The 21,757-nt window shown below is 68.1% G+C and carries 16 protein-coding genes; 3 read left to right on the forward strand and 13 right to left on the reverse strand.

Annotated elements, in window-relative coordinates:
* Window positions 1–259: 259 nt before the first annotated feature.
* On the forward strand, window positions 260–3,691 hold the full coding sequence (rne, locus tag JF515_RS00805) for a ribonuclease E (RefSeq protein ID WP_203099979.1): 3,432 nt from the start codon (window positions 260–262) through the stop codon (window positions 3,689–3,691).
* Window positions 3,692–3,988: 297 nt separating this feature from the next.
* On the opposite strand, the gene JF515_RS00810 is transcribed toward rne, so the two are convergent.
* The 11 genes from JF515_RS00810 to JF515_RS00860 all read right to left on the reverse strand — a co-directional run bounded on the left by JF515_RS00810 (window position 3,989) and on the right by JF515_RS00860 (window position 18,215).
* The gene (locus JF515_RS00810; RefSeq protein ID WP_203099981.1) at window positions 3,989–7,108 is read right to left on the reverse strand and encodes an efflux RND transporter permease subunit; all 3,120 of its coding nucleotides are present in this window, start codon (window positions 7,106–7,108) and stop codon (window positions 3,989–3,991) included.
* Window positions 7,105–8,328: an efflux RND transporter periplasmic adaptor subunit gene (locus JF515_RS00815; RefSeq protein ID WP_203099983.1), complete on the reverse strand. Its 1,224-nt coding sequence runs from the start codon at window positions 8,326–8,328 to the stop codon at window positions 7,105–7,107. The genes JF515_RS00810 and JF515_RS00815 overlap by 4 nt, the downstream gene beginning before the upstream one ends.
* Complete coding sequence (locus JF515_RS00820; RefSeq protein ID WP_203099985.1) at window positions 8,325–9,713, reverse strand: efflux transporter outer membrane subunit; 1,389 nt, start codon at window positions 9,711–9,713, stop codon at window positions 8,325–8,327. Before JF515_RS00820 ends, JF515_RS00815 begins: the two co-directional genes overlap by 4 nt.
* Window positions 9,714–9,915: 202 nt before the next feature.
* On the reverse strand, window positions 9,916–10,929 hold the full coding sequence (gene murB, locus JF515_RS00825) for a UDP-N-acetylmuramate dehydrogenase (RefSeq protein ID WP_203099987.1): 1,014 nt from the start codon (window positions 10,927–10,929) through the stop codon (window positions 9,916–9,918).
* A complete protein-coding gene (locus tag JF515_RS00830) occupies window positions 10,926–11,408 on the reverse strand; it encodes a low molecular weight protein-tyrosine-phosphatase (RefSeq protein WP_203099989.1) in 483 nt (160 codons plus the stop codon). Before JF515_RS00830 ends, murB begins: the two co-directional genes overlap by 4 nt.
* The gene (gene kdsB / locus JF515_RS00835) at window positions 11,408–12,166 is read right to left on the reverse strand and encodes a 3-deoxy-manno-octulosonate cytidylyltransferase (RefSeq protein WP_203099991.1); all 759 of its coding nucleotides are present in this window, start codon (window positions 12,164–12,166) and stop codon (window positions 11,408–11,410) included. The genes JF515_RS00830 and kdsB overlap by 1 nt, the downstream gene beginning before the upstream one ends.
* Window positions 12,163–13,164 (reverse strand): tetraacyldisaccharide 4'-kinase, encoded by a 1,002-nt coding sequence (gene lpxK, locus JF515_RS00840; protein WP_203099993.1) that lies wholly within the window; start codon window positions 13,162–13,164, stop codon window positions 12,163–12,165. The genes kdsB and lpxK overlap by 4 nt, the downstream gene beginning before the upstream one ends.
* On the reverse strand, window positions 13,157–14,905 hold the full coding sequence (gene msbA, locus JF515_RS00845) for a lipid A export permease/ATP-binding protein MsbA (RefSeq protein ID WP_203099995.1): 1,749 nt from the start codon (window positions 14,903–14,905) through the stop codon (window positions 13,157–13,159). The genes lpxK and msbA overlap by 8 nt, the downstream gene beginning before the upstream one ends.
* Window positions 14,902–15,327, reverse strand: coding sequence for a biopolymer transporter ExbD (locus JF515_RS00850; RefSeq protein WP_203099997.1), 426 nt, complete (start codon window positions 15,325–15,327; stop codon window positions 14,902–14,904). The genes msbA and JF515_RS00850 overlap by 4 nt, the downstream gene beginning before the upstream one ends.
* Window positions 15,324–15,965 (reverse strand): MotA/TolQ/ExbB proton channel family protein, encoded by a 642-nt coding sequence (locus JF515_RS00855; protein ID WP_203099999.1) that lies wholly within the window; start codon window positions 15,963–15,965, stop codon window positions 15,324–15,326. Before JF515_RS00855 ends, JF515_RS00850 begins: the two co-directional genes overlap by 4 nt.
* 21 nt (window positions 15,966–15,986) lie before the next feature.
* Complete coding sequence (locus JF515_RS00860) at window positions 15,987–18,215, reverse strand: DNA internalization-related competence protein ComEC/Rec2 (protein WP_203100001.1); 2,229 nt, start codon at window positions 18,213–18,215, stop codon at window positions 15,987–15,989.
* 118 nt (window positions 18,216–18,333) lie between these two features.
* Here JF515_RS00860 and JF515_RS00865 point away from each other — a divergent pair, with 118 nt between their 5' ends.
* Window positions 18,334–18,855: a DUF2062 domain-containing protein gene (locus JF515_RS00865; RefSeq protein ID WP_203100003.1), complete on the forward strand. Its 522-nt coding sequence runs from the start codon at window positions 18,334–18,336 to the stop codon at window positions 18,853–18,855.
* A 95-nt stretch (window positions 18,856–18,950) separates the two neighbouring features.
* Here the strand turns inward: JF515_RS00865 and JF515_RS00870 are convergent, their stop codons facing one another.
* A complete protein-coding gene (locus JF515_RS00870; RefSeq protein WP_203100005.1) occupies window positions 18,951–19,631 on the reverse strand; it encodes an ABC transporter ATP-binding protein in 681 nt (226 codons plus the stop codon).
* Entirely contained in the window at window positions 19,624–20,859 is a 1,236-nt protein-coding gene (locus JF515_RS00875; protein ID WP_203100007.1) for a lipoprotein-releasing ABC transporter permease subunit, read from the reverse strand. Before JF515_RS00875 ends, JF515_RS00870 begins: the two co-directional genes overlap by 8 nt.
* Before the next feature lie 237 nt (window positions 20,860–21,096).
* Between JF515_RS00875 and JF515_RS00880 the strand changes: the two genes are divergently transcribed.
* A complete protein-coding gene (locus tag JF515_RS00880) occupies window positions 21,097–21,699 on the forward strand; it encodes a hypothetical protein (RefSeq protein WP_203100009.1) in 603 nt (200 codons plus the stop codon).
* The last annotated feature ends 58 nt before the right edge of the window (window positions 21,700–21,757 follow it).

Genomic DNA, 21,757 nt, shown 5'->3' on the forward strand with positions numbered 1-21,757 from the left:
GACGCGCCTGGCGCGCCGGACACAGCGCGAAGCCGATAAGAGGATATCGCCTCGCGAGCGACGCCAACGGCGCAACTTCACCCGGTCCGGAGAACAAGGAAAGGTCGAGAGCAGGCACCATCACCGTTGATCCGGCGCCCCGCGCCACCACCCGTGACGTTCATGCCTGACAGGCATTTCCCCTCCCCCGGACCGCAGGTCTGATACCGGTTATTGATACCGGCCCGCTGCATGCCGCCACGAACCTTGTGGTAGCACAATGAAACGTATGTTGATCAATGCCACGCACCCCGAAGAAATTCGGGTGGCGCTGGTGGATGGCCAGAGACTTTATGATCTGGACATCGAGCACCGCACCCGCGTGCAGAAAAAAGCCAATATCTATAAAGGCAAGATCACCCGGGTCGAACCTTCCCTGGAAGCCGCTTTCGTGGATTTCGGCGCCGAGCGCCACGGTTTCCTGCCGCTGAAGGAAATCTCCCGTCAGTATTTCCAAAAGGACCCGAAGGACATCCAGGGTCGCATCAACATCAAGGATGTGATCAAGGAAGGCCAGGAAGTGATCATCCAGGTGGACAAGGAAGAGCGCGGTAACAAAGGCGCCGCCCTGACCACTTTCATCAGCCTGGCCGGTCGTTACCTGGTGCTGATGCCCAATAACCCCCGTGCCGGCGGCATCTCCCGCCGTATCGAGGGCGAGGAACGCCAGCAGCTCAAGGAAGCCCTGGGCAGCCTGCAGATCCCCGACGAAATGGGCGTGATCGTGCGCACCGCCGGCCTGGGCCGCTCCGCCGAGGAACTGCAGTGGGACCTCAACTACCTGCTCAAGCTGTGGGGTTCCATCGCCGAGGCGTCCGAGACCCGCAAGGCGCCGTTCCTGATCTATCAGGAATCCAACGTCATTATCCGCGCCATCCGCGACTACCTGCGCAAGGACATCGGCGAAGTACTGATCGATTCCCAGAAGGTCTACGATGAAGCCCAGGCCTTCGTGCAGCAGGTGATGACCGACTTCCAGCACAAGATCAAGCTGTACAACGACGACACCCCGCTGTTTTCCCGCTACCAGATCGAGTCGCAGATCGAGACCGCCTTCGAGCGTGAAGTGAAGCTGCCCTCCGGCGGTTCCATCGTCATCGATCCCACCGAGGCACTGGTGTCCATCGACATCAACTCCTCCCGCGCCACCAAGGGCGCGGACATCGAGGAAACCGCCCTGCAGACCAACCTGGAGGCGGCGGACGAAATCGCCCGCCAGCTGCGCCTGCGCGACATCGGCGGCCTGATCGTGGTGGACTTCATCGACATGGGCCCGGCGCGCAACCAGCGCGAAGTGGAAAACCGCATGCGCGAAGCCCTGGAGGCGGATCGCGCGCGCATCCAGTTGGGCCGCATCTCCCGGTTCGGCCTGTTGGAGCTGTCCCGTCAGCGGCTGCGTCCCAGCCTTGGCGAGACCTCCAGCATCGTGTGCCCGCGCTGTGACGGCCTGGGCCACATCCGCGACGTGAAATCCCTGGCCCTGAGCATCCTCCGCCTGATCGAGGAAGAGGTGATGAAGGAGCGCACCGGCGAGATCCAGGCCCAGGTGCCGGTCGCCGTCGGCACCTTCCTTCTCAACGAGAAACGCCAGGTGCTGCGCGAGATCGAGGCCAACCACAATGTGCGCGTGCTGGTGATCCCCAACCCCAATCTGGAGACGCCCCACTTCGAGGTGGAGCGCATCCGCGACGACCAGACCAAGGCCCTCGTGAGCCACGAGCTGGAGTTGCACGAAGGGCACAAGGACCCGGCCACGGTCTCCGCCCAGGACACCGAGATCAAGACCCAGGAGCCCGCCGTCAAGGTGGTGGCGCCGGACACCGCGCCGCCGCCGCCCAAGCCGGTCGCCGAGAAGCCCCGGGAACAGCCGCAGGCCAAACAACAGCCCAACCGGCCCCAGCAAGGCAAACCGCCGGCGGCCAGGAACGATCAGGCGCCGCTGCAGCCCGGGCTGCTGGCACGCTTCTTCACCTGGCTTTCGGCACTGTTCGGTGGCTCCGAGGACGAGCGGAAGGCCCGCGCCAAGGGTCGCGACGAGCAGCGTAAAGGCCAACGTCAGAATCGTGGCGACCGTGACGACGCGCGCGGCAACCGCAACGATAACCGTCGTGGCGGCCAGAACCGCGGCAAGGGCGGAAATCAGCGCGGCGACAAGGCCGGGGGCAACCGCGACCAGAACGACAACCGCAACGGCCAGCGGGACGACAGACGCAAAAGCGGCAAGGACGACGGTGACGGCAGAAACGGCGAAAACCGTGGCCGTAGCCGCAACCGCCGTGGCGGTCGCGGTGGCAACAACCGCAACAATGAAAGTCGCAACGGCGAAGGCCGCAACACGGAAGGCCGCAACGGCGACAATCGTGACGGCAAGGCCGACAACCGTCAGGATAATCGCCAAGACAGCCGTCAGGACGCCAAGCCTGATAATCGGGGCGGCAACGACGGCAAGGCCGGCGGCAGCAGAGGCAAGAGCGCCGACAAGCAGGACAAGGCGCCACGCAAGGACGACGGCCCCAAGGCAACCCGTCGTACCGAGTCCAAGGACGACCGGCCGCTGCGTGAACGTCAACGCCCGGATGGCAAGGACGCCCAGGCCCAGCAGCCCGCCAGGCCCCAGGACCAGGCTCCGGTCGAGGCGCCCCGGGAGGAAGCCACCACCCTGCCCGCGCGCATGACCTCGGAGGACAACACCCCGGGCCGTGATCAGGAGCGCGGTGACAGCCGTCCGCCCAAGGCCAAGCTGGTGCCCGCCGACGAGCACGCGCCCAGCATCGAGCAGCCCGCCCCGGGCGCCCAAGCCGACGCCGAGAAGCCGGCCGCCCAGAGCGACCAGCCCAAGGCCGAACCGGCTCCGGTGCGGGAAGCGAAGCCGGCCCGGGAAGAGAAGCCCGCGCAACAGGACAAGCCCGCCCAGGACGCGAAGCCCGCGGAGCAGGCCCAACCGGTGACGCCGGCGCAACCCGCCGCCGAGAGCCCGGCTGAGCAGCCCGCCGCCAAGCAGCCTGAGCCGGCGTCCAAACAGCCTGAGCCCAAGCAGGAACGGCCTGAGCCCAAGCAAGCACAGCCCGAGCCCCAGCAAGCACAGCCCGAGCCCGATGGGGATAAGCCCGAGCCCAAGCAGCCGGAAGTCGGGACCCGGCAGGCCGAGCAGCAACCGGAGCCGCAACAACCGGAGCAGGCCAAGCCGGCCGTCGCGGAAGCCGAACCGGCTGAACCGGCCCAGCCCGAGCCGGTGAAGCAGCCGGAGCCGCAACAGCCGGCCCCCGCCGCCGAGGCCCCGAAGCAGCCGGAACCAGCCGCCGAAGCCAAAGCGGAGGCCCAGGCCAGGCCGGAAGCGGACGCCGAACCGAAGCCCGAGCCCGCCGCCGAGGCGCCCCGCGCCGACGCGGAACAGGCCGCCCCGCGACGGGCCGCCAACGATCCGCGCTCGCGGGCGCCCGGCACCCCGGCGCCGCGTCCGGCGCCCAAGCCGCGGCCCGAGAAGCCGGCTCCGGCGGCCCAGGAAAGCACCTTCGAGGCGCCGACCTTCGCCAAGCCGAAACCGGCGGACATTCCCGCCGGCCGGGCCGGCAACGACCCCCGTCAGCGCCGTCGGCAGCAACAGGCCGAGCAGGCGTCCGGGAATGATCAGGACTCCAATCCCGGTACCTGATTGATCCCGCCGTAACGAAAGAAGCCGCCTTCGGGCGGCTTTTTTGTGCCCCGGGGTTTTGGGCATTGAGCAGGATCGGGCCCTCCAGTGGGGCCGCGTCTCGGTGTGGTCCCCCTTCCGGGAACGCCGTGAACCCGTCCCTGGGGGCTCCCGGTTTGACATCCTGTCAAACAGGGTCCCGGAAGGGGGACCACACCGAGACGCTACGAGGTAGCTTCCCCGGAGGCTTCGCAGTGTGGCGTTGGCGTGGGAGGTTGCGGTAGGAGCGGCTTTAGCCGCGATGGCCCGGCGGGTTGGTTAATGCCGCGCCGGTTGATCGGGGTTAAAGCCGCGCTTGCTGCTTTCCATGAGGTCGTCGAGAGCCAGATAGAGGCACGGCACCACGAACAGGATCAGGGCGGTGGCGAACACGATGCCGAAGCCCAGGGAAACCGCCATGGGAATCAGATAGGCCGCCTGCAGGGAGGTCTCGAAGATGATCGGCATCAGACCGGCAAAGGTGGTCAGAGTGGTGAGCAGGATCGGCCGGAAGCGTCGCAGGCCGGCTTCGTAGACGGCATCCGCCGCGCTCAGGCGGTGCCGTTGGCGGTTGGCGTAGTCGACCATGATCAGGGAGTCGTTCACCACCACGCCGGCCAGCGCGATGATCCCCATGAAACTCACCAGGGACAGATCCATGCCCAGCAACATGTGGCCAAGCACCGCGCCCACGGCGCCGAACGGAATCGCCAGCATCACCACCAGCGGCTGCAGATAGCTGCCGAAGGCCACCGCCAGAAGGGCGAAAATCACGCCCAGGGCCAGGCCAAAGCCGCCCCAAAGCGCCGAGGTGGATTCGCGCATGTCCGCCTGGCCACCCTGGAAGGTCCAGGTCAGTCCCGGGTAGTCAGCGCGCAGTTGCGGAAGGATTTCATCGCGCACCACGTTCAGCACCCGGGTGGTGGCGCTCTTGGGCAGCACGTCGGCGCCCACGGTGATCACCCGGCGGCCATCGCGGCGGTCGATGGAGCGGAACGATTCGCTCACCGAAACCCGCGCCACGTCCATCAGCGGCACCTCGCCGCCGTCCGGCAGTTGAACGATGAAATTATCCAGGTAGCGCAGGTCCTGGCGCTCCGCCTCCGGCAGGCGCACGCGGATTTCATTTTCATTGATGCCGCGCAGCTGGCGCAGGGCGATGGCGCCGTAGAAGGCGTCCCGAAGCTGCCGCCCCACTTCGGCGCCGGTCAGTCCGAGGGCGTCCGCCTGGGGCGTGAGGCTGATGTCGAACTGGGGCTTGCCGGCGGTGTAGCTGTCATTGACGTTGCGCGTCTGGGACAGTCCCTTGAGGGCTTCGAGCAGGCGTTCGCTGGCCTTGGCGAGCACGTCGATGTCGGTGTGGCTAAGATCAACGCTGATGTCGTCGCGCCAGGAGCCGGGCCCCTGCTCCGCCTCGAAGGTGATCTGATCGACGCCCTTGAAATCACCGATCTGGTCACGCCACAGCTCGACGATCTGCTGCACCGTCATGTCCCGCTCGTGCTCCGGCTTGAGCACCAGTTCCACGTCGATCACCCGCTCGCCGCGCACATTGCTTTTTATGCCATGGGCATTGCGACCCAGATCGTGTTCCTCGAACAGGCGCTCGGTTTCGCGGGTCAGCGCCAGGGCGAGATCGGCGGCCTGGCGGGGCGTGGTGCCCACCGGCAGGCGGATACCGGCCTCGATCTCGTCCGCCGGCGCTTCCGGCATCATGATCATGCCCATGTGATCACTGACCGCGTAGGCGCCCACCACCAGCATCAGGGTCACGGCGGCGCTCAGGGTCAGGTAGCGGGCAGCCAGGGCACGGTCCAGCAGCGGTCGGTAGCCACGTTCGACCAGCGCCTGGAAACGTTGGGAGAAGGCGCGCTGCACCCGGTGCAGGGCGCGCCCGTACACGGTCACCGTGCCTCGACCGCTGTGCGCCAGGTGGGCGGGCAGAATGAACAGCGCCTCGAACAGGGAGATCGCCAGCACCACGATCACCACGGCCCCCAGGGGCCACCAGAAATTGCCGGTGACACCGGGCATGAACAGCAGCGGCATGAAGGCGACGATGTTGGTGAGAATACTGAAGGTGACCGGCCCGGCAATGTCGCGGGCACCGCGAATCGCCGCCTCCATGAAATCCATGCCTTGCTCGCGGTATTCGTAGATGTTCTCGCCCACCACGATGGCGTCGTCGACGACGATGCCAAGCACCATCAGGAAGCCGAACATGGAGATCATGTTGATGCTGACGCCCATCACCGGCAGAAACAGCACGCCGCCCACGAACGATACGGTCATGCCCATCATGATCCAGAACGCCAGGCGGTATTCCAGGAACAGGCTGAGCACCACCAGCACGATGACCATGGCCAGCACGCCATTCTCCAGCAGCATGCTCATGCGATCCTCGAACTGCTCGGCGCGGTTGCTGTCGATACGCACCCGGATGCCCTCGGGCAGCGTGGTTTCCAGCTCCGCCATCACCGCCTCGGCGGCCTCGGCGATATCCAGCGGCGACTGCCCGCCGGTGCGGAACAACTCGATTTCCACCGACGGCTTGCCGTTGAAGCGGGAATGGAAGCCCCCCTCCTCGAAACCATCATGGACGGTGGCGATGTCGCCCAGGGTAACCACCGCGCCGGTGTCGGCGCGGCTCACCACGATGCCGGCGAATTCATCGGCCCACTGCTTGCGTTCCTTCAGGCGCAGCAGGATATCGCCGTTGTCGGTGGCCAGGTTGCCAGCGGGCACGTCGCGACTGGACTGCTCGATGATCGACGCCACCTTGTTCAGGGTGAGGCCGTATTCACGCAGCGCGTCCTGGGGAATTTCCACGCTGGTCAGGTAATCCGGCACGTCGCTGATGTCCGCGCGGGTGATGCCCGGTTCACTGAGCAACCGGTTGCGCACCTGTTCGCCAAGCTGTCGCAGAGTCCAGATGTCGACGTCGCCGTACAGCACCAGTTCCATTACGTCCGGGGTGTGCGCCAGCAGGCGCACGCGCGGTTCCTCGGCCTGGTCCGGGAAGGTCCGCACCCGGTCCACCGCCTGTTCGATGTCCTGCAGCGCCTGCATGCGGTTGGCGCCGGCCACCAGTTCGAGCTGGATCACGCCGCTGCCCTCACGGGCGGTGGACACCATCTCGGCGATGCTCTCCACGCCCTGAACCGCCTCCTCCACCGGCATCAGCACGCCCTGCTCCACCTCCTCCGGCGCGGCGCCGGGGTAGGTGACTTCCACTTCCACCACATCAAGCCGCGCTTCCGGGAAGATTTCCTTCTGCACCTGCGCCGCCATCCACAAACCGCCGCCGAGCAGCAGGATCATCAGCAGGTTGGCGGCGATGCTGTTGCGCGCCATCCACTCAATCGGGCCCACCCAGCCCTGGCGGCGCGGCGCGCTCATTCCGGTGCCTCGCCGGCGGGCTGTTCCAGGCGCAGGGGCGCGCCGTCCACCACCGTGGCCAGATCGGTGCGCACCACCTGATCACCGTGGGCCAGCCCGTCGGCGATGTAGGCGTATTCACCGTCGCGCAACAGTACCGTCACCGAGCGGATATCCAGGGCGCCGTCGGCCATCACCCAGACGGTGTCGCCGCGACGCACCAGGCCCCGCTCCAGACGTACCACGTGTTCCAACTCACGGCCCTGGATCAGCGCGCTGACGAAGCCGCCCAGCATCAGCGGCGGCGTACCCGCCGGCGCCGCCAGGGCAAGCGGGTCGTCCACGGTGATCAGCACCCGCGCCAGGCGGGCGGCCTCGTCCAGCTCGCCCACCAGCCGCCGCAACCGGCCTTGGCGGTACCGATCCTCGCCCCACACCGCATCCTGGCGCAGGGTTACCGGCGCGCCCTCCGTGTCGCCCTCGGCGAACCGCAGCCAGCGCAGCCGCGACAGTGGCACGCTGGCTTCCACCCAATAACGATCCGTGGCCACCAGCCGGGCAAGACCGTCGCCGGCGTTGATCTGACTGCCCAGGGTGACCTCGCGGCTCAGAATCTGGGCGTCGAACGGCGCCGTCAGCCGGGTGCGTTCAAGGTCCAGCCGTGCCCGCCGCAACGCCGCTTCGGCGGCCTCTACCCGGGCCCGGGCCTGCTTGAGCTGCGGCTGGCGCAGCACCAGGGCGCGGTTGCCCTGGTCCAGGTCCTCGCCGAGCAGTTCGAAATCCTGCCGCGCCACGGCCTGGCGACCCTGCTCCAGTTCCAGGTCGGCGCGGGCCTGGTCCAGTTCGCTGCGGCGCTGGCGTAACACGGCGTCGTAATCGGCCGGGTCCAGGCGCAGCAATACATCGCCCTCGCCCACCCGGCCACCGGGCTCGAACGCCTCGCGGGTCTCGATGACCCGACCGCCCACCCGCGGGCGCAGGGTCACTTCGCGGGCCGGCACCACCCGGCCCATCACCTCGATGCTCGGGTGGAAGCTGCCCCCTTGCGCCGGCGTCACCTCCACCAACATGGCGGTTTCCCTGGCCACGTCGCGGCGGGTGGCGGTGGGCTCGGTCTTGAAGATCAGTACCATCAGGGCAACCCCGACCAGCAGGATCGCCACCGAGATCAGCGCCGTCTTCAGGCGACCGGCGCGACCGCTTTCCGGGCGGGCGGCCCGATCATCCACCGGCTTGCTCATGCGTTCTCATCCTCCTCGTCAACCGGGAGCCCCCCGGCCAGGGCGCGGTACAGGGCGACCCGAAAGGTCAGCAGTTCCTGGCGGGCGGTGATCAGCGTGCGGCGCAGCGCCTGACGATCCTGCAGCGCGCTGAGCACTTCCAGATAGCCGACCGCGCCGTTGACGTACTGAATGCCCAACTGGCGATAGGCGGTGTCCGCCAGTTCCACCTGCTCGCGCAGGCTCTCCATGCGGCGCTGCTGCTGGCGCTCCTGGACCAGGGCGTCCTCCACTTCCTGGAACGCCACCAACGCCGCCTGGCCGTATTCATGGACACGCTGCTCGCGCAGGGAGCGGAACCGGCGTGCCTCGGCGCGGCGCTGACCGCCGTCCACCAGCGGCAGCACCAGGTTGCCGGCCAGGGTGGAGAGCCAGTCATCGAACAGATCGGCGCTGTCGTCGGCCTCGCTGGTCACCGAGGCGGACAGGGTCAAACGGGGAAAGCGCTCGGCGACGGCCGAGGCCAGGTCGGCGTCGGCGGCGCGCAGCCGGTACCAGGCGCCGAGCAGGTCCGGGCGCCGTTGCACCAGATCCGCCGGCAGCCCGGTGGCGGGCAGCGGCGGCAACGCCGGCAGGGTGCCATCGCCGGGCAGCGTCACGGCGCCCGGCGGCACGCCCAGCAGCACCGCCAACTGGTGTTCCAGCACTTGGATGCGCGCCTCCACATTGAGCAGTTGTTCCCGGGAGGCGGCCACCAACTGGCGCTGGCGCAGCACATCGGCGCTGGCGCTCTCGCCGATGGCGAAGCGGGCACGGATCAGCGACAGCACGTCCTGGTTGGTCTCCAACTGAGCGCGGGCCAGTTGCCGCTGGGTACGCTGGGTGAGCAATTGGAACCAGGTGTTGGCGACCTCCGCCGCCAGGGACAGGGACGCCGCCTGATAGTCCGCCAGGCCGGCGCGGGCGCGCAGGGCCTCGGCATCCGCCTGGGCGCCCACCCGCCCCCACAGATCAAGCTCATAGTCGGCGGCCAGGCCGGCGCTGAACAGATCGCTTTCGGTATCGCCGTCATCGCGACGCTGGGCACCGGCACGGGCTTCCAGGCTGGGGAACAGCCCGGCCCGCTGACGATCACGTAGCGCCCGGGCCTGGCGCAGCCGCTCATGGGCGGCGCGCAGATCCAGGTTGGCGCCCAGGGCCTGCTCCACCAGGGTGTTCAGGGAGGCATCATCGAAATCGGTCCACCAGCGCTGGGGGGCGGGCCGCTCGCCGTCGCGGGAAAAAGCGTCCGGCGGCGACACCGGTGGCGGTGGGGTATCCGGCTTGATCGCGCAGCCGGCCAGCGCCAGCAGCACGGACAGCAAGGCGGCGCGAGCCGCGAACCGGAGGTCGGCGGAGGAGGACATCAACGTCAAGGAATCCTGATTTCTTATTGGCGGCGTGCCAGCGAGGCGAAGCGCTATTAGGCTAACAGGGGCAGCCCGGCATAACCACCGACGAACGGTGGGGCCATTCGGATTCATCGCGCTCGCCGGAACGCCCGCTCTCCATTGGGGCCGCGTCTCCGCAGGTTGGATATTGCTGTAGGAGCGACCGGGCGGCGTACCGCTAACGACCTGGCAGCAGCACCGGTTCCTGCTCCAGATCCACATCGAAGCGCTGGCGCACGTCGGCGCGCACCGCCGCCGCCAGGGCGCGCACGTCGGCGGCGCGGGCGCCGCCGTGGTTGACCAGCACCAGGGCCTGGTCGCGGTGCATGCCCACCGGCCCCAGGCTGCGGCCCTTCCAGCCGGCCCGTTCGATCAGCCAGCCGGCAGCCAGCTTCATGCCGTCGCGGTGCGGGAAGGCCACCAGTTCCGGCCAGACGGCCTTGAGGCGATCGTGATGGGCGGTGGACACCACCGGGTTCTTGAAGAAACTGCCGGCGTTGGGCAGTTCCCGAGGATCGGGTAGCTTGCTTCGCCGCTGCTCGATCACCGCCTGGCGCACCGTGGCCGGGTCCAGACTGGCCGGGTCGGTCCCGGCGAAGCGTGCCGCCAGGGCGCCGTAATCCACCCGGCAGGGGCCGTGGCGGCGCAGGGTCAGGGTAATGCCGGTAATGATGAATTCGCCGCGTCGGCGGCTCTTGAACAGGCTGTCGCGGTAATCGAATTCGCAGTCGGCGGCTTCGAAGCGCACTGGACGGCCATCCGCCACCGCCAGGGTGTCCACGCTGTCCAGCACGTCGGCCAGTTCCACGCCGTAGGCGCCGATGTTCTGAAACGGCGCGGCGCCGGCGGTGCCGGGGATCAACGACAGGTTTTCCAGACCCCGCCAGCCGCGCGTCACGGTGTCCGCCACCAGGGTATCCCAGACCACGCCAGCCCCCACGGTGACGCGCGCGGTATCGCCCTGCTCCCGGTACTCGATGCCGGAGAGCGCCGGGATCAGGGTCAGCCCGGGCAGATCACCGTCGAGCACGATGTTGCTGCCCTGCCCCAGCACGAACAGGGGTTCGCCTGCGGCCCGCGCCGCCAGGGCCTCGGCCAGGGCCTCCTCGCTGGCGGGCCGGGCCAGCCGTTCGGCCCGGGCCGGCAGCGCCAGGGTGTTGGCGCCGGACAGGTCCGCGTTCCGTTCGATCACAGCCGCTCCCGCAGCCGGTCCAGCCACAGATCGCTGGCCTGCTCCACCAGGTCGAGCACGTGGTCGAAGCCATCGTCGCCGCCGTAGTAAGGGTCCGGCACTTCCCGGGGGCCGGCGCCGCCGAGCACGTCCAGGAAGCGGGCCAGCACCACGCCGTCATCGCCCCCCGCCCCGGCACGCAGCGCTTCCAGATCCGCCAGATTGTTATCGTCCATGGCCAGCACATAGTCGAAACGGTGGAAATCGTCGCCGCTGACCTGGCGGGCGCGCAGGTCGTCCATGGCGTAGCCCCGTTGCGCGGCGGCGGCGCTGGCGCGGCGATCCGGCGCCTTGCCGATGTGCCAGTCACCGGTGCCGGCGCTGTCGATGCGAATGCGTTGTTCCAGGCCGGCGTCGATCACCCGCTGCCGGAACACCGCCTCGGCGGTGGGCGAGCGGCAGATGTTGCCCAGGCATACGAACAAAACGGATACCGACATCAGGCTTCTCCCGCCAGGTGGCGACGCATGCGCGCCAGGTCATCCTCGGTGTCGACGCCGCCGGGCACCGGCTCCCGGGCCGGCGCCACATGGATGGCGGCGCCGTTGGCCAGGGCGCGCAATTGCTCCAGGGATTCCAGTTGCTCCAGGGGCGCCGGCGGCCACTGCACGAACTGGTGCAGGAAGCCCACCCGGTAGGCATAGATGCCGATGTGCCGCCACCAGCGGCCACCGCTCAGGTCTTCCCGGTCGCGAGCGAAGCCGTCCCGGTGCCAGGGAATCGGCGCCCGGGAGAAATACAGCGCGCGGCCATTGACGTCGAACACCACCTTGCAGACGTTGCTGTTGAACAGGTCCGCGGCGTCCTCGATGGGTTCACACAGGGTGGCCATGCGGCAATCGTCGTGGCGGCGCAGATTGTCCGCCACCTGATCGATTACCGTCGGCGGAATCAGCGGCTCGTCGCCCTGCACGTTGACCACGATGTCGTCGTCGTCCAGGCCCAGTTGCGCCGCCACTTCCTGCAGCCGGTCGGTGCCGGAGGGATGGTCGTCCCGGGTCATCACCACCCGGGCGGTATCGCCCACCGCGTCACGTACCCGGGGATCATCGGTGGCCACCAGCACCTGGCCGGCGCCGCTGCGCGCGCAGCGTTCCGCCACGCGCACGATCATCGGCTTGCCGGCCAGATCCGCCAGCGGCTTGCCCGGCAGCCGCGACGAGGCGTAACGGGCCGGCACTACCACATAAAAACTCATTGTCTCTCCTCGCGGGGACCCTGCCCCAGGGTCCGGTCGAGCATGGCGTCCAGGATCGCCGGCGGCAGGTCGGCGCGCACCGGCAGCGTCCACAGACGGGGATCATCGAAACCCTGGCATTTTACCGCGTCCTTCTCGGTCATGATCACCGGGCGGTCGTCACCGAAGGTCAGGTCCGAGGGCCGGAAGGCGTGGTGATCGGGGAACGCGTGGGGAGTCACCGCCAGGCCGAGCAGGTCCAGGGTGCGGAAGAACCGCTCCGGGTGGCCAATGCCGGCCACCGCGTGCACCGCCGGGTAGCGGTCCCGGAACGTGGCCGCGTCCAGGGCAGCGCCGTCACTCAGCCGCGACGGATCGCCGGGCACCAGGTGCATGACCACGGCGCCGGGCCAGGGCCCGCCGTTGGCGACCACGAAGTCCACCCGGTCAAGGCGGTCGGCGGGCTCGCGCAGGGGACCGGCCGGCAGGCAGCGACCGTTGCCCAGGCCCCGCCGGGCGTCGATCACCGCCACCTCGGCGGAACGCGGCAAGGCGTAATGCTGCAGCCCGTCATCACTGATCACCAGATCGGCGCCGTGGCGGCGCGCCGCTTCGTCCAGGGCCCGGTCGCGGCGCGGATCAAGCACCACCGGCACGTCCGCGCGGCGGGCGATCAGCAGAGGTTCGTCGCCAACCCGGGCCGGGTCATCATCGGCGCGCACGGTGAGCGGATAGTCACCGCCCTCGCCGCCATAGCCCCGGGAAATCACCACTACCGTGAGCCCCCGCTCCCGGGCCCGGCGCGCCAGGGCGATCACCAGCGGCGTCTTGCCGGTACCACCCACGGTGACATTGCCCACCACCAGCACCGGCACCGGCGGTGCCTCGGCGGCGGCCAGGAAGCGGCGCAGCCGGCGCCGCGCCACCCGGCCCACCAACCAGCCCAGCGGACGCAATGGCGCCAGCCAGGGGCTGCCGGCGTACCAGCCCTGTTCAACGCGGCGGGCCCAGTCAGCCATTGCCGCTGTCGGCGAAATCCATCTTGTAGAGCTGGGTATAAAGGCCGTTGCGGGCGAGCAGTTCCTCATGGCTGCCCTGCTCGATCAACTGGCCCTGGTCCAGCACCAGGATGCGATCCGCCTTCTCGATGGTGGACAGGCGATGGGCGATCACCAGGGTGGTGCGACCGGCCATCAAGCGCTCCAGCGCCTGCTGAATGTGGTGTTCGGATTCCGTGTCCAGGGCACTGGTGGCCTCGTCCAGAATCAGGATCGGGGCATCCTTGAGCAGCGCCCGGGCGATCGCCAGACGCTGGCGCTGGCCGCCGGAAAGCTGGGCGCCGTCCTGGCCTACCTCGGTGTCCAGGCCATGTTCCAGGCGCTGGATGAAGTCCCAGGCATAGGCGTTGCGCGCCGCCTCCTCGATGGCGGCGTCGTCGGCGCCGCGCATTTCCCCGTAGGCGATGTTGTTGCGCACGGTGTCGTTGAACAGCACCACCTTCTGGCTGACCATGGCGATCTGCGCACGCAGATCCGCCAGTTTATAGTCCGTCAGCGGCACGCCATCGAGGCGCACCTCGCCGGAATCCGGGTCGAAGAAGCGCGGCAGCATCGCCGAGATGGTGCTTTTGCCAGCACCGGAGCGGCCCACCAGGGCGATGGTCTCGCCGCTGGTCACCGAAAAACTCAGGTTGCGCAGCACCGGCTGGGCCGGATCATAACCGAACGTGACATTGCGAAATTCGATCTCGCCGCTGGTGCGGCTCAGGGTCTGCGTACCCAGGTCCGGTTCCGTGGGCCGGTCCATCAGCTCGAACAGGGACGAAGCGCCGGTGACGCCACGCTGGATTTTCACGTTCACGTCGGTGAGTTGCTTAAGCGGCTTTTGCACCATGCCGGCGGCGGCGATGTAGGACAGGAAGCCACCCACGGTGAGCGCCTCGCCCATCAGGGTGATGTACAGATAGGTGACCGCGCCGATCGCCGCCGCCACGAACAGCTGCACGATCACCGTGGAGGCGATCTTGCTGGCGTTGAGCTTGGTGTTCTGCCGCGAAAAACGGCGGCTCACGGAATGGAAGCGGTCGGCCTCCAGCTTCTGGCCACCGAAAATCTTCACCGCCTGGTTGCCCTCGATGGCCTCGCCCAGGAACTGGGTGATGTTGCCCATGGACGACTGGATGCGCCGGCTGATGCGTCGGAAACGCTTGCTGGTCAGATTGACCACGGTGGCCACCAGGGGCGCCATCACCAGCAGGATCAAGGTCAGCTTCCAGTTCTGGTAGAGCAAAAAGGTGATCAGCCCGATCACCGTCAGTCCCTCGCGCAGCATCACGATGATGGCGTCGGTGCCGGCGCTGGTGACCTGCTGGGCATCGAAGATGATCTTCGACATGATCCGCCCGGAAGCGTTGTTGTTGTATTCCGCCTGGGGCAGACGCAGCACCTGGCCGAACACTTCGTTGCGCAACCGGTAAACAATCTCCTGGGCCACCCAGGTCATCGAGTAACTGCCCATGAACTGGCCGATGCCCTGGGCCAGGGCGATAAAGAACGGCGCGATGGACACGATCACCACCCGGTGCGGTTCCGGGTTGACCACGGTCTCGCCCAGGTAACCGGCGAGCTGGGCGGCGCCGGCCTGGGTGGCGGCGTAGATGGCGTAGCCGAAAAAACTGGCGAGCAGAATCGCCCAGTGGGGTTTTACGTAGGAAAGCAGCCGTTTGTAGGTCTGCCAGGCATCATCGGGTAGTTGGCTCATTGCCCCTCGTCATCGGCTTCGCGCGTGGTGAGCGACAGCTTATCAAAGCCGAGCTGTCCGGCCACGTCCATCACGCGCACCACCGCCTGGTAACTGGCGTTGGCGTCGGCGGTAATGATCATCGGCCGGGTGGTCTTGTCCTGACCCAGACGCAACAGCGCCGAGCGCAGACCCCGCTCGCTGTTGTCGGCGAGCTTCTCGCCATTGATCACATACTCGCCCAGCGGCGACACCAGAATCTCCACCGCCTCGGGCACCGCTTGCGGCGGCGTGCCCTTGGCCTCGGGCAAGGTCAGCGCCAGCTGGGTCTCGCGGGTGAAGGTGGTGGACACCATGAAGAAAATCAACAGCAGGAACACCACGTCGATCAGCGGCGTCAGGTTGACGCTGATTTCCTCCTGACGCGGGCGCGGGAATTTCACGGCTTGCCTCCGGCACCGTCCGCCGGGCCGGCTTCCCGGTCACCGTGCACCAGATCCACCAGGTGCACCGCGTTCTGTTCCATGCCCACGGTAATCTCCTCCACCCGGCGCACGAAGAAGCGGTGGAAGAAAATCGCCGGGATCGCCACCACCAGACCGGCGGCGGTGGTAAGCAGCGCCTGGGAAATGCCGCCGGCCAGTTGGGCGGCGTCACCGGTACCGTGGATCATGATCGCGGCGAACACGTCGATCATGCCGATCACCGTGCCCAGCAGGCCCAGCAGCGGGGCGATGGCGGCGATGGAACCCAGGGTGGCCAGGTATTTTTCCAGATCGTGGACCACGCCGGTGGCTTCCTCCTGGATGCTCTCCTTCATGATCTCGCGGCCATGGCGGGCATTGGCCAGGCCGGCGGCGAGGATGCGCCCCAACGGCGACTGCTCACGCAAGGCATTGAGGCGCTGGGCGTTGAGTTGCCCTTTGCGCAGCCAGCCGCGCACCTGGTTGAGCGTATCCGGCGGCGACAGTTTACTCGGACGCAGGGTCCAGAAGCGTTCCACCACGATGGCCAGGGCCACCACCGAACTGATCAGGATCGGGAGCATCATCCAGCCCCCGGACCGCACTAGATCCTGCACGTAAGATCCCCTTTCCACGATTCACCAATAGCGCCCGCTGGCGGGCCGGTGCCAGGGCCGGCCATGGTCCTGGCGCCACTTTGTTATAAGCGCGGCATTATCAAGGCCCCCCAGGCGAAACACAATCATGCCGGTCCGGTCGGTGCGCAGAACCGTGACACCGGCCGCTTCCAGGCGGGCGACCAGGTCCGGCGCCGGGTGGTGGAAGCGGTTGGCGTAACCCACCGAGGCCACCGCCCAGCGCGGCGCCAGCGAACGCACCCAGGCGTCGGCGCTGGACGAGGCGCTGCCGTGATGGGCCAATTGCAGTACTTCCACCGGCGCCACCTTGCCCAGCAGTCGGTATTCCACCGCCGTGGTGATGTCGCCGGTGAGCAGCAGGCTGGCGCCCACCGCGTCCACGCGCAGCACACAGCTGGCATCGTTACCGCTCCAGCCATCGTCGCGGGGCCACAGCACCCGGAAATCAACGCCGTCGAAACGCCAGTGCTGACCGGCCCGGCAGGCCGTGGCCGGCGCGGAGAGACGGCCCGGCTCCCCGGCCAGCAAGCGCCCCGGCCAGGGCAGATCCCCCAACCCGCCGGCGTGGTCGCCATCGCCATGGCTGACCACCGTGACATCCGGTCGCAGCCGATGACGGCGCAGCCAGGGCACCACCACCCGGGCCATGGCGGAGCCGCCCTCCCAGGCCGGCCCCACGTCGTACAGCACCAGATGCCGGGCGGTGCGCAACGCCAGGGCCTGGCCCTGGCCGACCTCGAACACCACCAGATCCACCCGCCCTGGCGGCGGTGCCCCCGGGTCCGGCAACCACCAGGGCAGCAGACACAGCACCAGCAACCGGCGCGGCCAGGGCCAGGCCGGTAACAGCCACAGCAGGCAGGCGGCCAACAGCAATGCCCCACCCCAGCCGGCCGCCGGCGGCAGCGACGGGGCCGGCCAGGTGGCCAGGCAGTCCATGATCGCCACCGCCAGTTCCACGCCGGTCGCCGCCGCCATCAACGGCGGGCCGCTGTCCACGACCGCCCCCAGCAACGCCGCCGGCACCACCAGCAGGCTGAACAGCGGCACCAGCAGCAGATTGGCCAACGGTGCCCACCAGGCCCAGATACCGAACAGCGCGGCGCCGGCCACCGCCATGGGCACCGGCAACGCCAGCATCACCGGCAGGCGCCCGCCGTCGAGCAGCAACAGAATCACCGCCACGGCGCCGAATGACAGCCACAAGCCCGCCGAGAGCGCCGCCAGCGGGTCCACCAGCAGCACCGCCATCAACGCCAGAGCCAGCACCCGGCCGGCGGGAGGCCCACGCCGGCGCAGCCGGCACCAGGCCAGCACCGCCATCATCAGCAGGGCCCGCTGGGTAGGCAGGCTGAACCCGGCCAGAGCGGCATAGCCCAGCCCCCCGGCCAGGGCCGGCAACCAGGCCAGTTGCTGCAGGGCCAGGTGCCGGGCCGGTGGCCACGCCCAGGCGTACAGGGGCGCCAGCAGCCAGCGACCGACCCACCACAACAGGCCGGTGACGAGAGTGAGATGAAGGCCGGAGATCGCCAGCAGATGGGCGGTGCCGGTGGCCTGGAACCGTTCCCGCAGGGTGGGACCCAGACCGCGCCGGTCACCGGCCACCAGGGCCGGGATCACGGCCGCGCCCAGAGGGCTGCCGGCCAACCGCTCGCGCAGGCGCGCCGCCAGCCGCGCGCGAAAGGCATGCAGCCCCCCGGCGGCCCGCACCGGGCCCTCCACGGCCACCAGCTCGCCACGGGCATCCAAGCGCCGGGACAGCGCGAAACGGGCACCATCCGGCCCGGTCTGGTTGTGCCAGCCATGGGGGAAATAGAGCCGCACCCGGCCCTGGAAGCGGTCTCCGGCCTGGAGGGCGGGCAAAGGCCCCCAGGCGGTGACCCGCACCCGGTGGCGCCCCGGCCAGCGTGGCTCACCAGGACCCGGGCTCACCTCCAGCCATAGCCGCTGCCAGGCCACCGGCTCGCCGTAGCGGGCGCGCTGGTCACGCTCCACCAGATCCACCACCCGGGCCCGCACGCTCAGTTCCTGGCCGTTCAACGGCTCCGGCAGCCGCGCCGCGAGGCCCTGGTGCAGCGTCAGCGCGCCCAGCCCCCAGGCCAGCGCCAGGCTCACGGCCAGGCGCGGCTGGCGGGCCACCACGGCCAGCCCCACCAGAGCCGCCAGGGGCCATGGCGAGGTACTCCATACCGCCGCGACCAAGGCCACGGCGACACCGGCGTAACGCATCCTTGCGCTCCTGATCATCCTGGTCGCGGAGATTCCCTAGGCGACGGCGCCCGGGATCGGCATAATAGCGCCCGCAACGGAACCCTCGTATGGATTCCCGCCCGGGAAGCAGTCTCACATGCCGAAACGGTTATTCCGAAAATACCTGCCCTCGCCGGACCGCCTCAAAGGACATAAGTCCCTGAGCTTTCTGGGTGGCGTGTTGTCGGACCCCAACCTGTGGCACATCAACCGCCATTCCCTGGCCGGCGCCGCCTTCATCGGCGTCTTTACCGGGCTGCTGCCCATTCCCCTGCAAATGGGGCTGGCCGCCCTGCTGGCGGTGCGCTTCCACTGCAACCTGCCGCTGTCGGTGGTTCTGGTATGGATTTCCAACCCCGTTACCTATGTGCCGATCTTTTATTTCACCTACCGGATCGGTGCCTGGATGCTGGGCATGACCCCCAGCCCGCCCCACGGCATCAACGTGGCCTGGTTCGTGGAGCAACTGGTGCCGCTGTGGGCCGGTTCCCTGGTCTGCGCGCTGATCGCCGGCTTCACCTCCTACCTGGCGGTGAAACTGTTCTGGCGGCTGGCGGTGGTGCGCAGCTGGCACCTGCGCGCGCGGCGGCGCCGTCAGCAGCGCCGTAACAGCCGCTGAACCCGGCCACCCGACAGGACGCAGAATACCCGCCACGCCGGGCCGCCGCTGTCGGCCATCGCGGTGTCTTTGCGTAGGCTGGGGCTTACCCGGCGTCAGAACGTTCTGAGAAGACCTTCGTGGAGTTCGTGGCGGGTCTGGCAGCGGCCGGCGATGCGATGATCGTGGGTGACGATCAGCAACGCGGTGCCCAGGCGCCGGTTGAGATCCAGCATCAGTTCCTGAACCTGATCGGCGGTGCGCTCGTCCAGGTTGCCGGTGGGCTCGTCGGCGAGCACCAGGGCCGGGTCGGTGACCAGCGCCCGGGCAATGGCCACCCGTTGGCGTTCGCCGCCGCTGAGCATGGCCGGCTTGTGGCTGGCGCGTGCCGCCAGCCCCACCTGGTCAAGCAGGCGCGCCGCCCGTTCCCGGGCCTCGGCGGGCCGCAAGCGGCGGATCAGCAACGGCATGGCCACGTTTTCCAGGGCGGTGAATTCCGGCAGCAGATGGTGGAACTGGTAAACGAACCCCAGGTAGTGGTTGCGAATACGCCCCAGACCCCGGTCGTTGAGCCCGGCCAGGGGCTGCCCACCGATGGCCACGGTGCCCTCGGTGGGCGCGTCCAGGCCACCGAGCAGATTCAGCAGGGTGGACTTGCCGGAGCCCGAGGCGCCAACGATGGCGGCGGTGTCGCCACGGCGCACGGTCAGGTTGACGCCGCTCAGCACCTCCAGCTCACCCTGCCCTTCCTGGTAGCGTTTGATCAGGCCATCGGCGGCCAGCACGATGTCATTCATAACGCAGCGCCTCCGCCGGCCGCACCCGGCTGGCCCGCCAGGAGGGGTAGAGAGTGGCGGCGAAGGTGATCACCATGGCGATGGCGACGATGATCCCCACGTCGCTCCATTCCAGTTGCGACGGCAAATAGTTGACGAAGTAAGCATCGAACAGCCGGGTATTGAAGGTGCGTTCGATCCAGGCCGCCACCTCGCTGACGTTATTGGCCAGCAGCACCCCGAGCAGGGTGCCGAGGATGGTGCCGGCCAGACCGATCACCGCTCCCTGGACCATGAAGATCCGCATGATGGTACCCGGCGACGCGCCCAGGGTGCGCAGCACGGCAATGTTGCCGCGCTTCTCGGTGACCAGCATCACCTGGCTGGAAATAATATTGAACGCGGCCACCGCGACGATGAAGCTGAGCAGCAGGGTCATCATGCTCTTTTCCATCTTGATGGCCTGGAACAGATTGCCGTGGGTGCGGGTCCAGTCGGTGGTGTAGTAATCCGGGCCAAGTGCTTGCTGCAGCCCCCAGCCGATGTCCGGCGCCGCGAACAGATCGCTCAGCCGCAGATGGATGCCCTCCACGGTGCCAGGCTGGCGGTGCAGCACGGCGGCGTCCCGGGTGGATACATAGGCATACAGGCCGTCCACCTCGGCGCGGGCGCGGAACACCCCCACCACCTTGAAGCGCTTGAAGCGCGGCATCACACCCGCCGGCGACACGCTGGCCTCGGGCAGCACCAGGGTCACCTTGTCGCCGACCTCCGCGTTCAGCTTGCGGGCCAGACCGTAGCCCAGCACCACCCCGAAACGGGTATCCGCCAGGGCATCGAAATCCCCTTCCCACATCATGTCGCCAACGATGGAAACGCGCCGTTCCGCCTCCGGCTCGACGCCATTGATCAGGGCGCCGGCCACGTTGCCCTTGTGGGTGAGCATGCCTTCAAGCTGAATGAACGGCGCCGCCGCTTCCACGCCCGGGTAACCGCTCACCTGATCGGCGAGCTGGCGCCAGTCCTCCACCGGCTCGCGGCCATGCACGGACAAATGGGTCACCATCCCCAGGATGCGGGTCTGAAGCTCACGGTCGAAGCCGTTCATCACCGACAAGACGGTGATCAATACGGCGACGCCGAGCATCAGCCCGAGCGCGGAGATCAGGGTGATCACGGAAATGAAGCTATTACGGGCCCGGGCGCCGGTGTAGCGCAGGCCCACGAACAGGGCAAAGGGTCGAAACATGGCGCGCATTTAAGCACTAAAAGGCCGCGGGGCGCCAGACGAAAACCGGCCCGCTGCCGGGATTGGCACGGGCGGGTTGTGATCGGCATCCACGACCGTCCAGCGCGGTCCTGGTTGAATTCGAATCCGCCGGCGAACACCGACGGTGTTCGGGCGAGGGTCCCGTTGGGACCGCGCCACTTGAACAAAGGTTCAGACTGTGGATGCTAAGGGGTCCAGATTGGGGGAAGGAACAATATGAACAACATCATTGCCGCGCTGCTGGTGGCGCTGATCGTCTCGCCGATGGCCGCCTGGGCCGCCGACGGCCCTACCCGGGGCATGAGCAAGGCGCAGGTTCGCCAGCAGTTCGGCGAACCGCAACGGGTGCGGACACCGGTGGGCAATCCGCCCATCGGGCGCTGGCACTACCCGGACTTCACCGTTTATTTCGAGAACGACATCGTGCTGCACAGCGTGTCCGAGGAGCGCCCGGCACGCACCGATGAGACCACCACCGTGCGTGAACGGGAAACAGGCCACCCTTTGCCTCCGGACGTGGAGAACGAGGAAACCCAGATCGAAGTGGAGTCGCGCATCAAGAACCGGGACGCGGATTCCGACGATGAGCGCGACAAGAAAAGAGACGACGACGAAACCGACGAATCCGACATCGCCCCGGGCAGCACCGGCGTGCGCGCCGCCGGCAGCGAGCAGGAAGAGGAAGCGGAGCGCGACCTGGATGCCGACCCGCAAGACCAGGACACCGCCACCGACCCGGACAAAGCCGCCGACCGGTTCCGTTTCGACCCGGCGTCCGGCCGCATCGTGATCGAGGATGAGGACGACAACGAGGGCTAGGCGGTTATCATTGACGCTGATCGGCGACCGCCACACAATCGCGCGGTTGCCAATCAGC

The sequence above is a fragment of the Alloalcanivorax marinus genome, assembly GCF_016785095.1.
Classification (GTDB): domain Bacteria; phylum Pseudomonadota; class Gammaproteobacteria; order Pseudomonadales; family Alcanivoracaceae; genus Alloalcanivorax; species Alloalcanivorax marinus_A.

What these genes read in the sequence shown, in the direction of transcription:
- JF515_RS00870 (WP_203100005.1), bottom strand. Translation starts at nt 19,631, where the DNA reads ATGAATGACATCGTGCTGGCCGCCGATGGCCTGATCAAACGCTACCAG.
- JF515_RS00880 (WP_203100009.1), top strand. Translation starts at nt 21,097, where the DNA reads ATGAACAACATCATTGCCGCGCTGCTGGTGGCGCTGATCGTCTCGCCG.
- JF515_RS00810 (WP_203099981.1), bottom strand. Translation starts at nt 7,108, where the DNA reads ATGAGCGCGCCGCGCCGCCAGGGCTGGGTGGGCCCGATTGAGTGGATG.
- JF515_RS00875 (WP_203100007.1), bottom strand. Translation starts at nt 20,859, where the DNA reads ATGTTTCGACCCTTTGCCCTGTTCGTGGGCCTGCGCTACACCGGCGCC.
- JF515_RS00820 (WP_203099985.1), bottom strand. Translation starts at nt 9,713, where the DNA reads ATGTCCTCCTCCGCCGACCTCCGGTTCGCGGCTCGCGCCGCCTTGCTG.
- JF515_RS00860 (WP_203100001.1), bottom strand. Translation starts at nt 18,215, where the DNA reads ATGCGTTACGCCGGTGTCGCCGTGGCCTTGGTCGCGGCGGTATGGAGT.
- msbA (WP_203099995.1), bottom strand. Translation starts at nt 14,905, where the DNA reads ATGAGCCAACTACCCGATGATGCCTGGCAGACCTACAAACGGCTGCTT.
- JF515_RS00815 (WP_203099983.1), bottom strand. Translation starts at nt 8,328, where the DNA reads ATGAGCAAGCCGGTGGATGATCGGGCCGCCCGCCCGGAAAGCGGTCGC.
- lpxK (WP_203099993.1), bottom strand. Translation starts at nt 13,164, where the DNA reads ATGGCTGACTGGGCCCGCCGCGTTGAACAGGGCTGGTACGCCGGCAGC.
- kdsB (WP_203099991.1), bottom strand. Translation starts at nt 12,166, where the DNA reads ATGAGTTTTTATGTGGTAGTGCCGGCCCGTTACGCCTCGTCGCGGCTG.
- JF515_RS00865 (WP_203100003.1), top strand. Translation starts at nt 18,334, where the DNA reads ATGCCGAAACGGTTATTCCGAAAATACCTGCCCTCGCCGGACCGCCTC.
- rne (WP_203099979.1), top strand. Translation starts at nt 260, where the DNA reads ATGAAACGTATGTTGATCAATGCCACGCACCCCGAAGAAATTCGGGTG.
- JF515_RS00830 (WP_203099989.1), bottom strand. Translation starts at nt 11,408, where the DNA reads ATGTCGGTATCCGTTTTGTTCGTATGCCTGGGCAACATCTGCCGCTCG.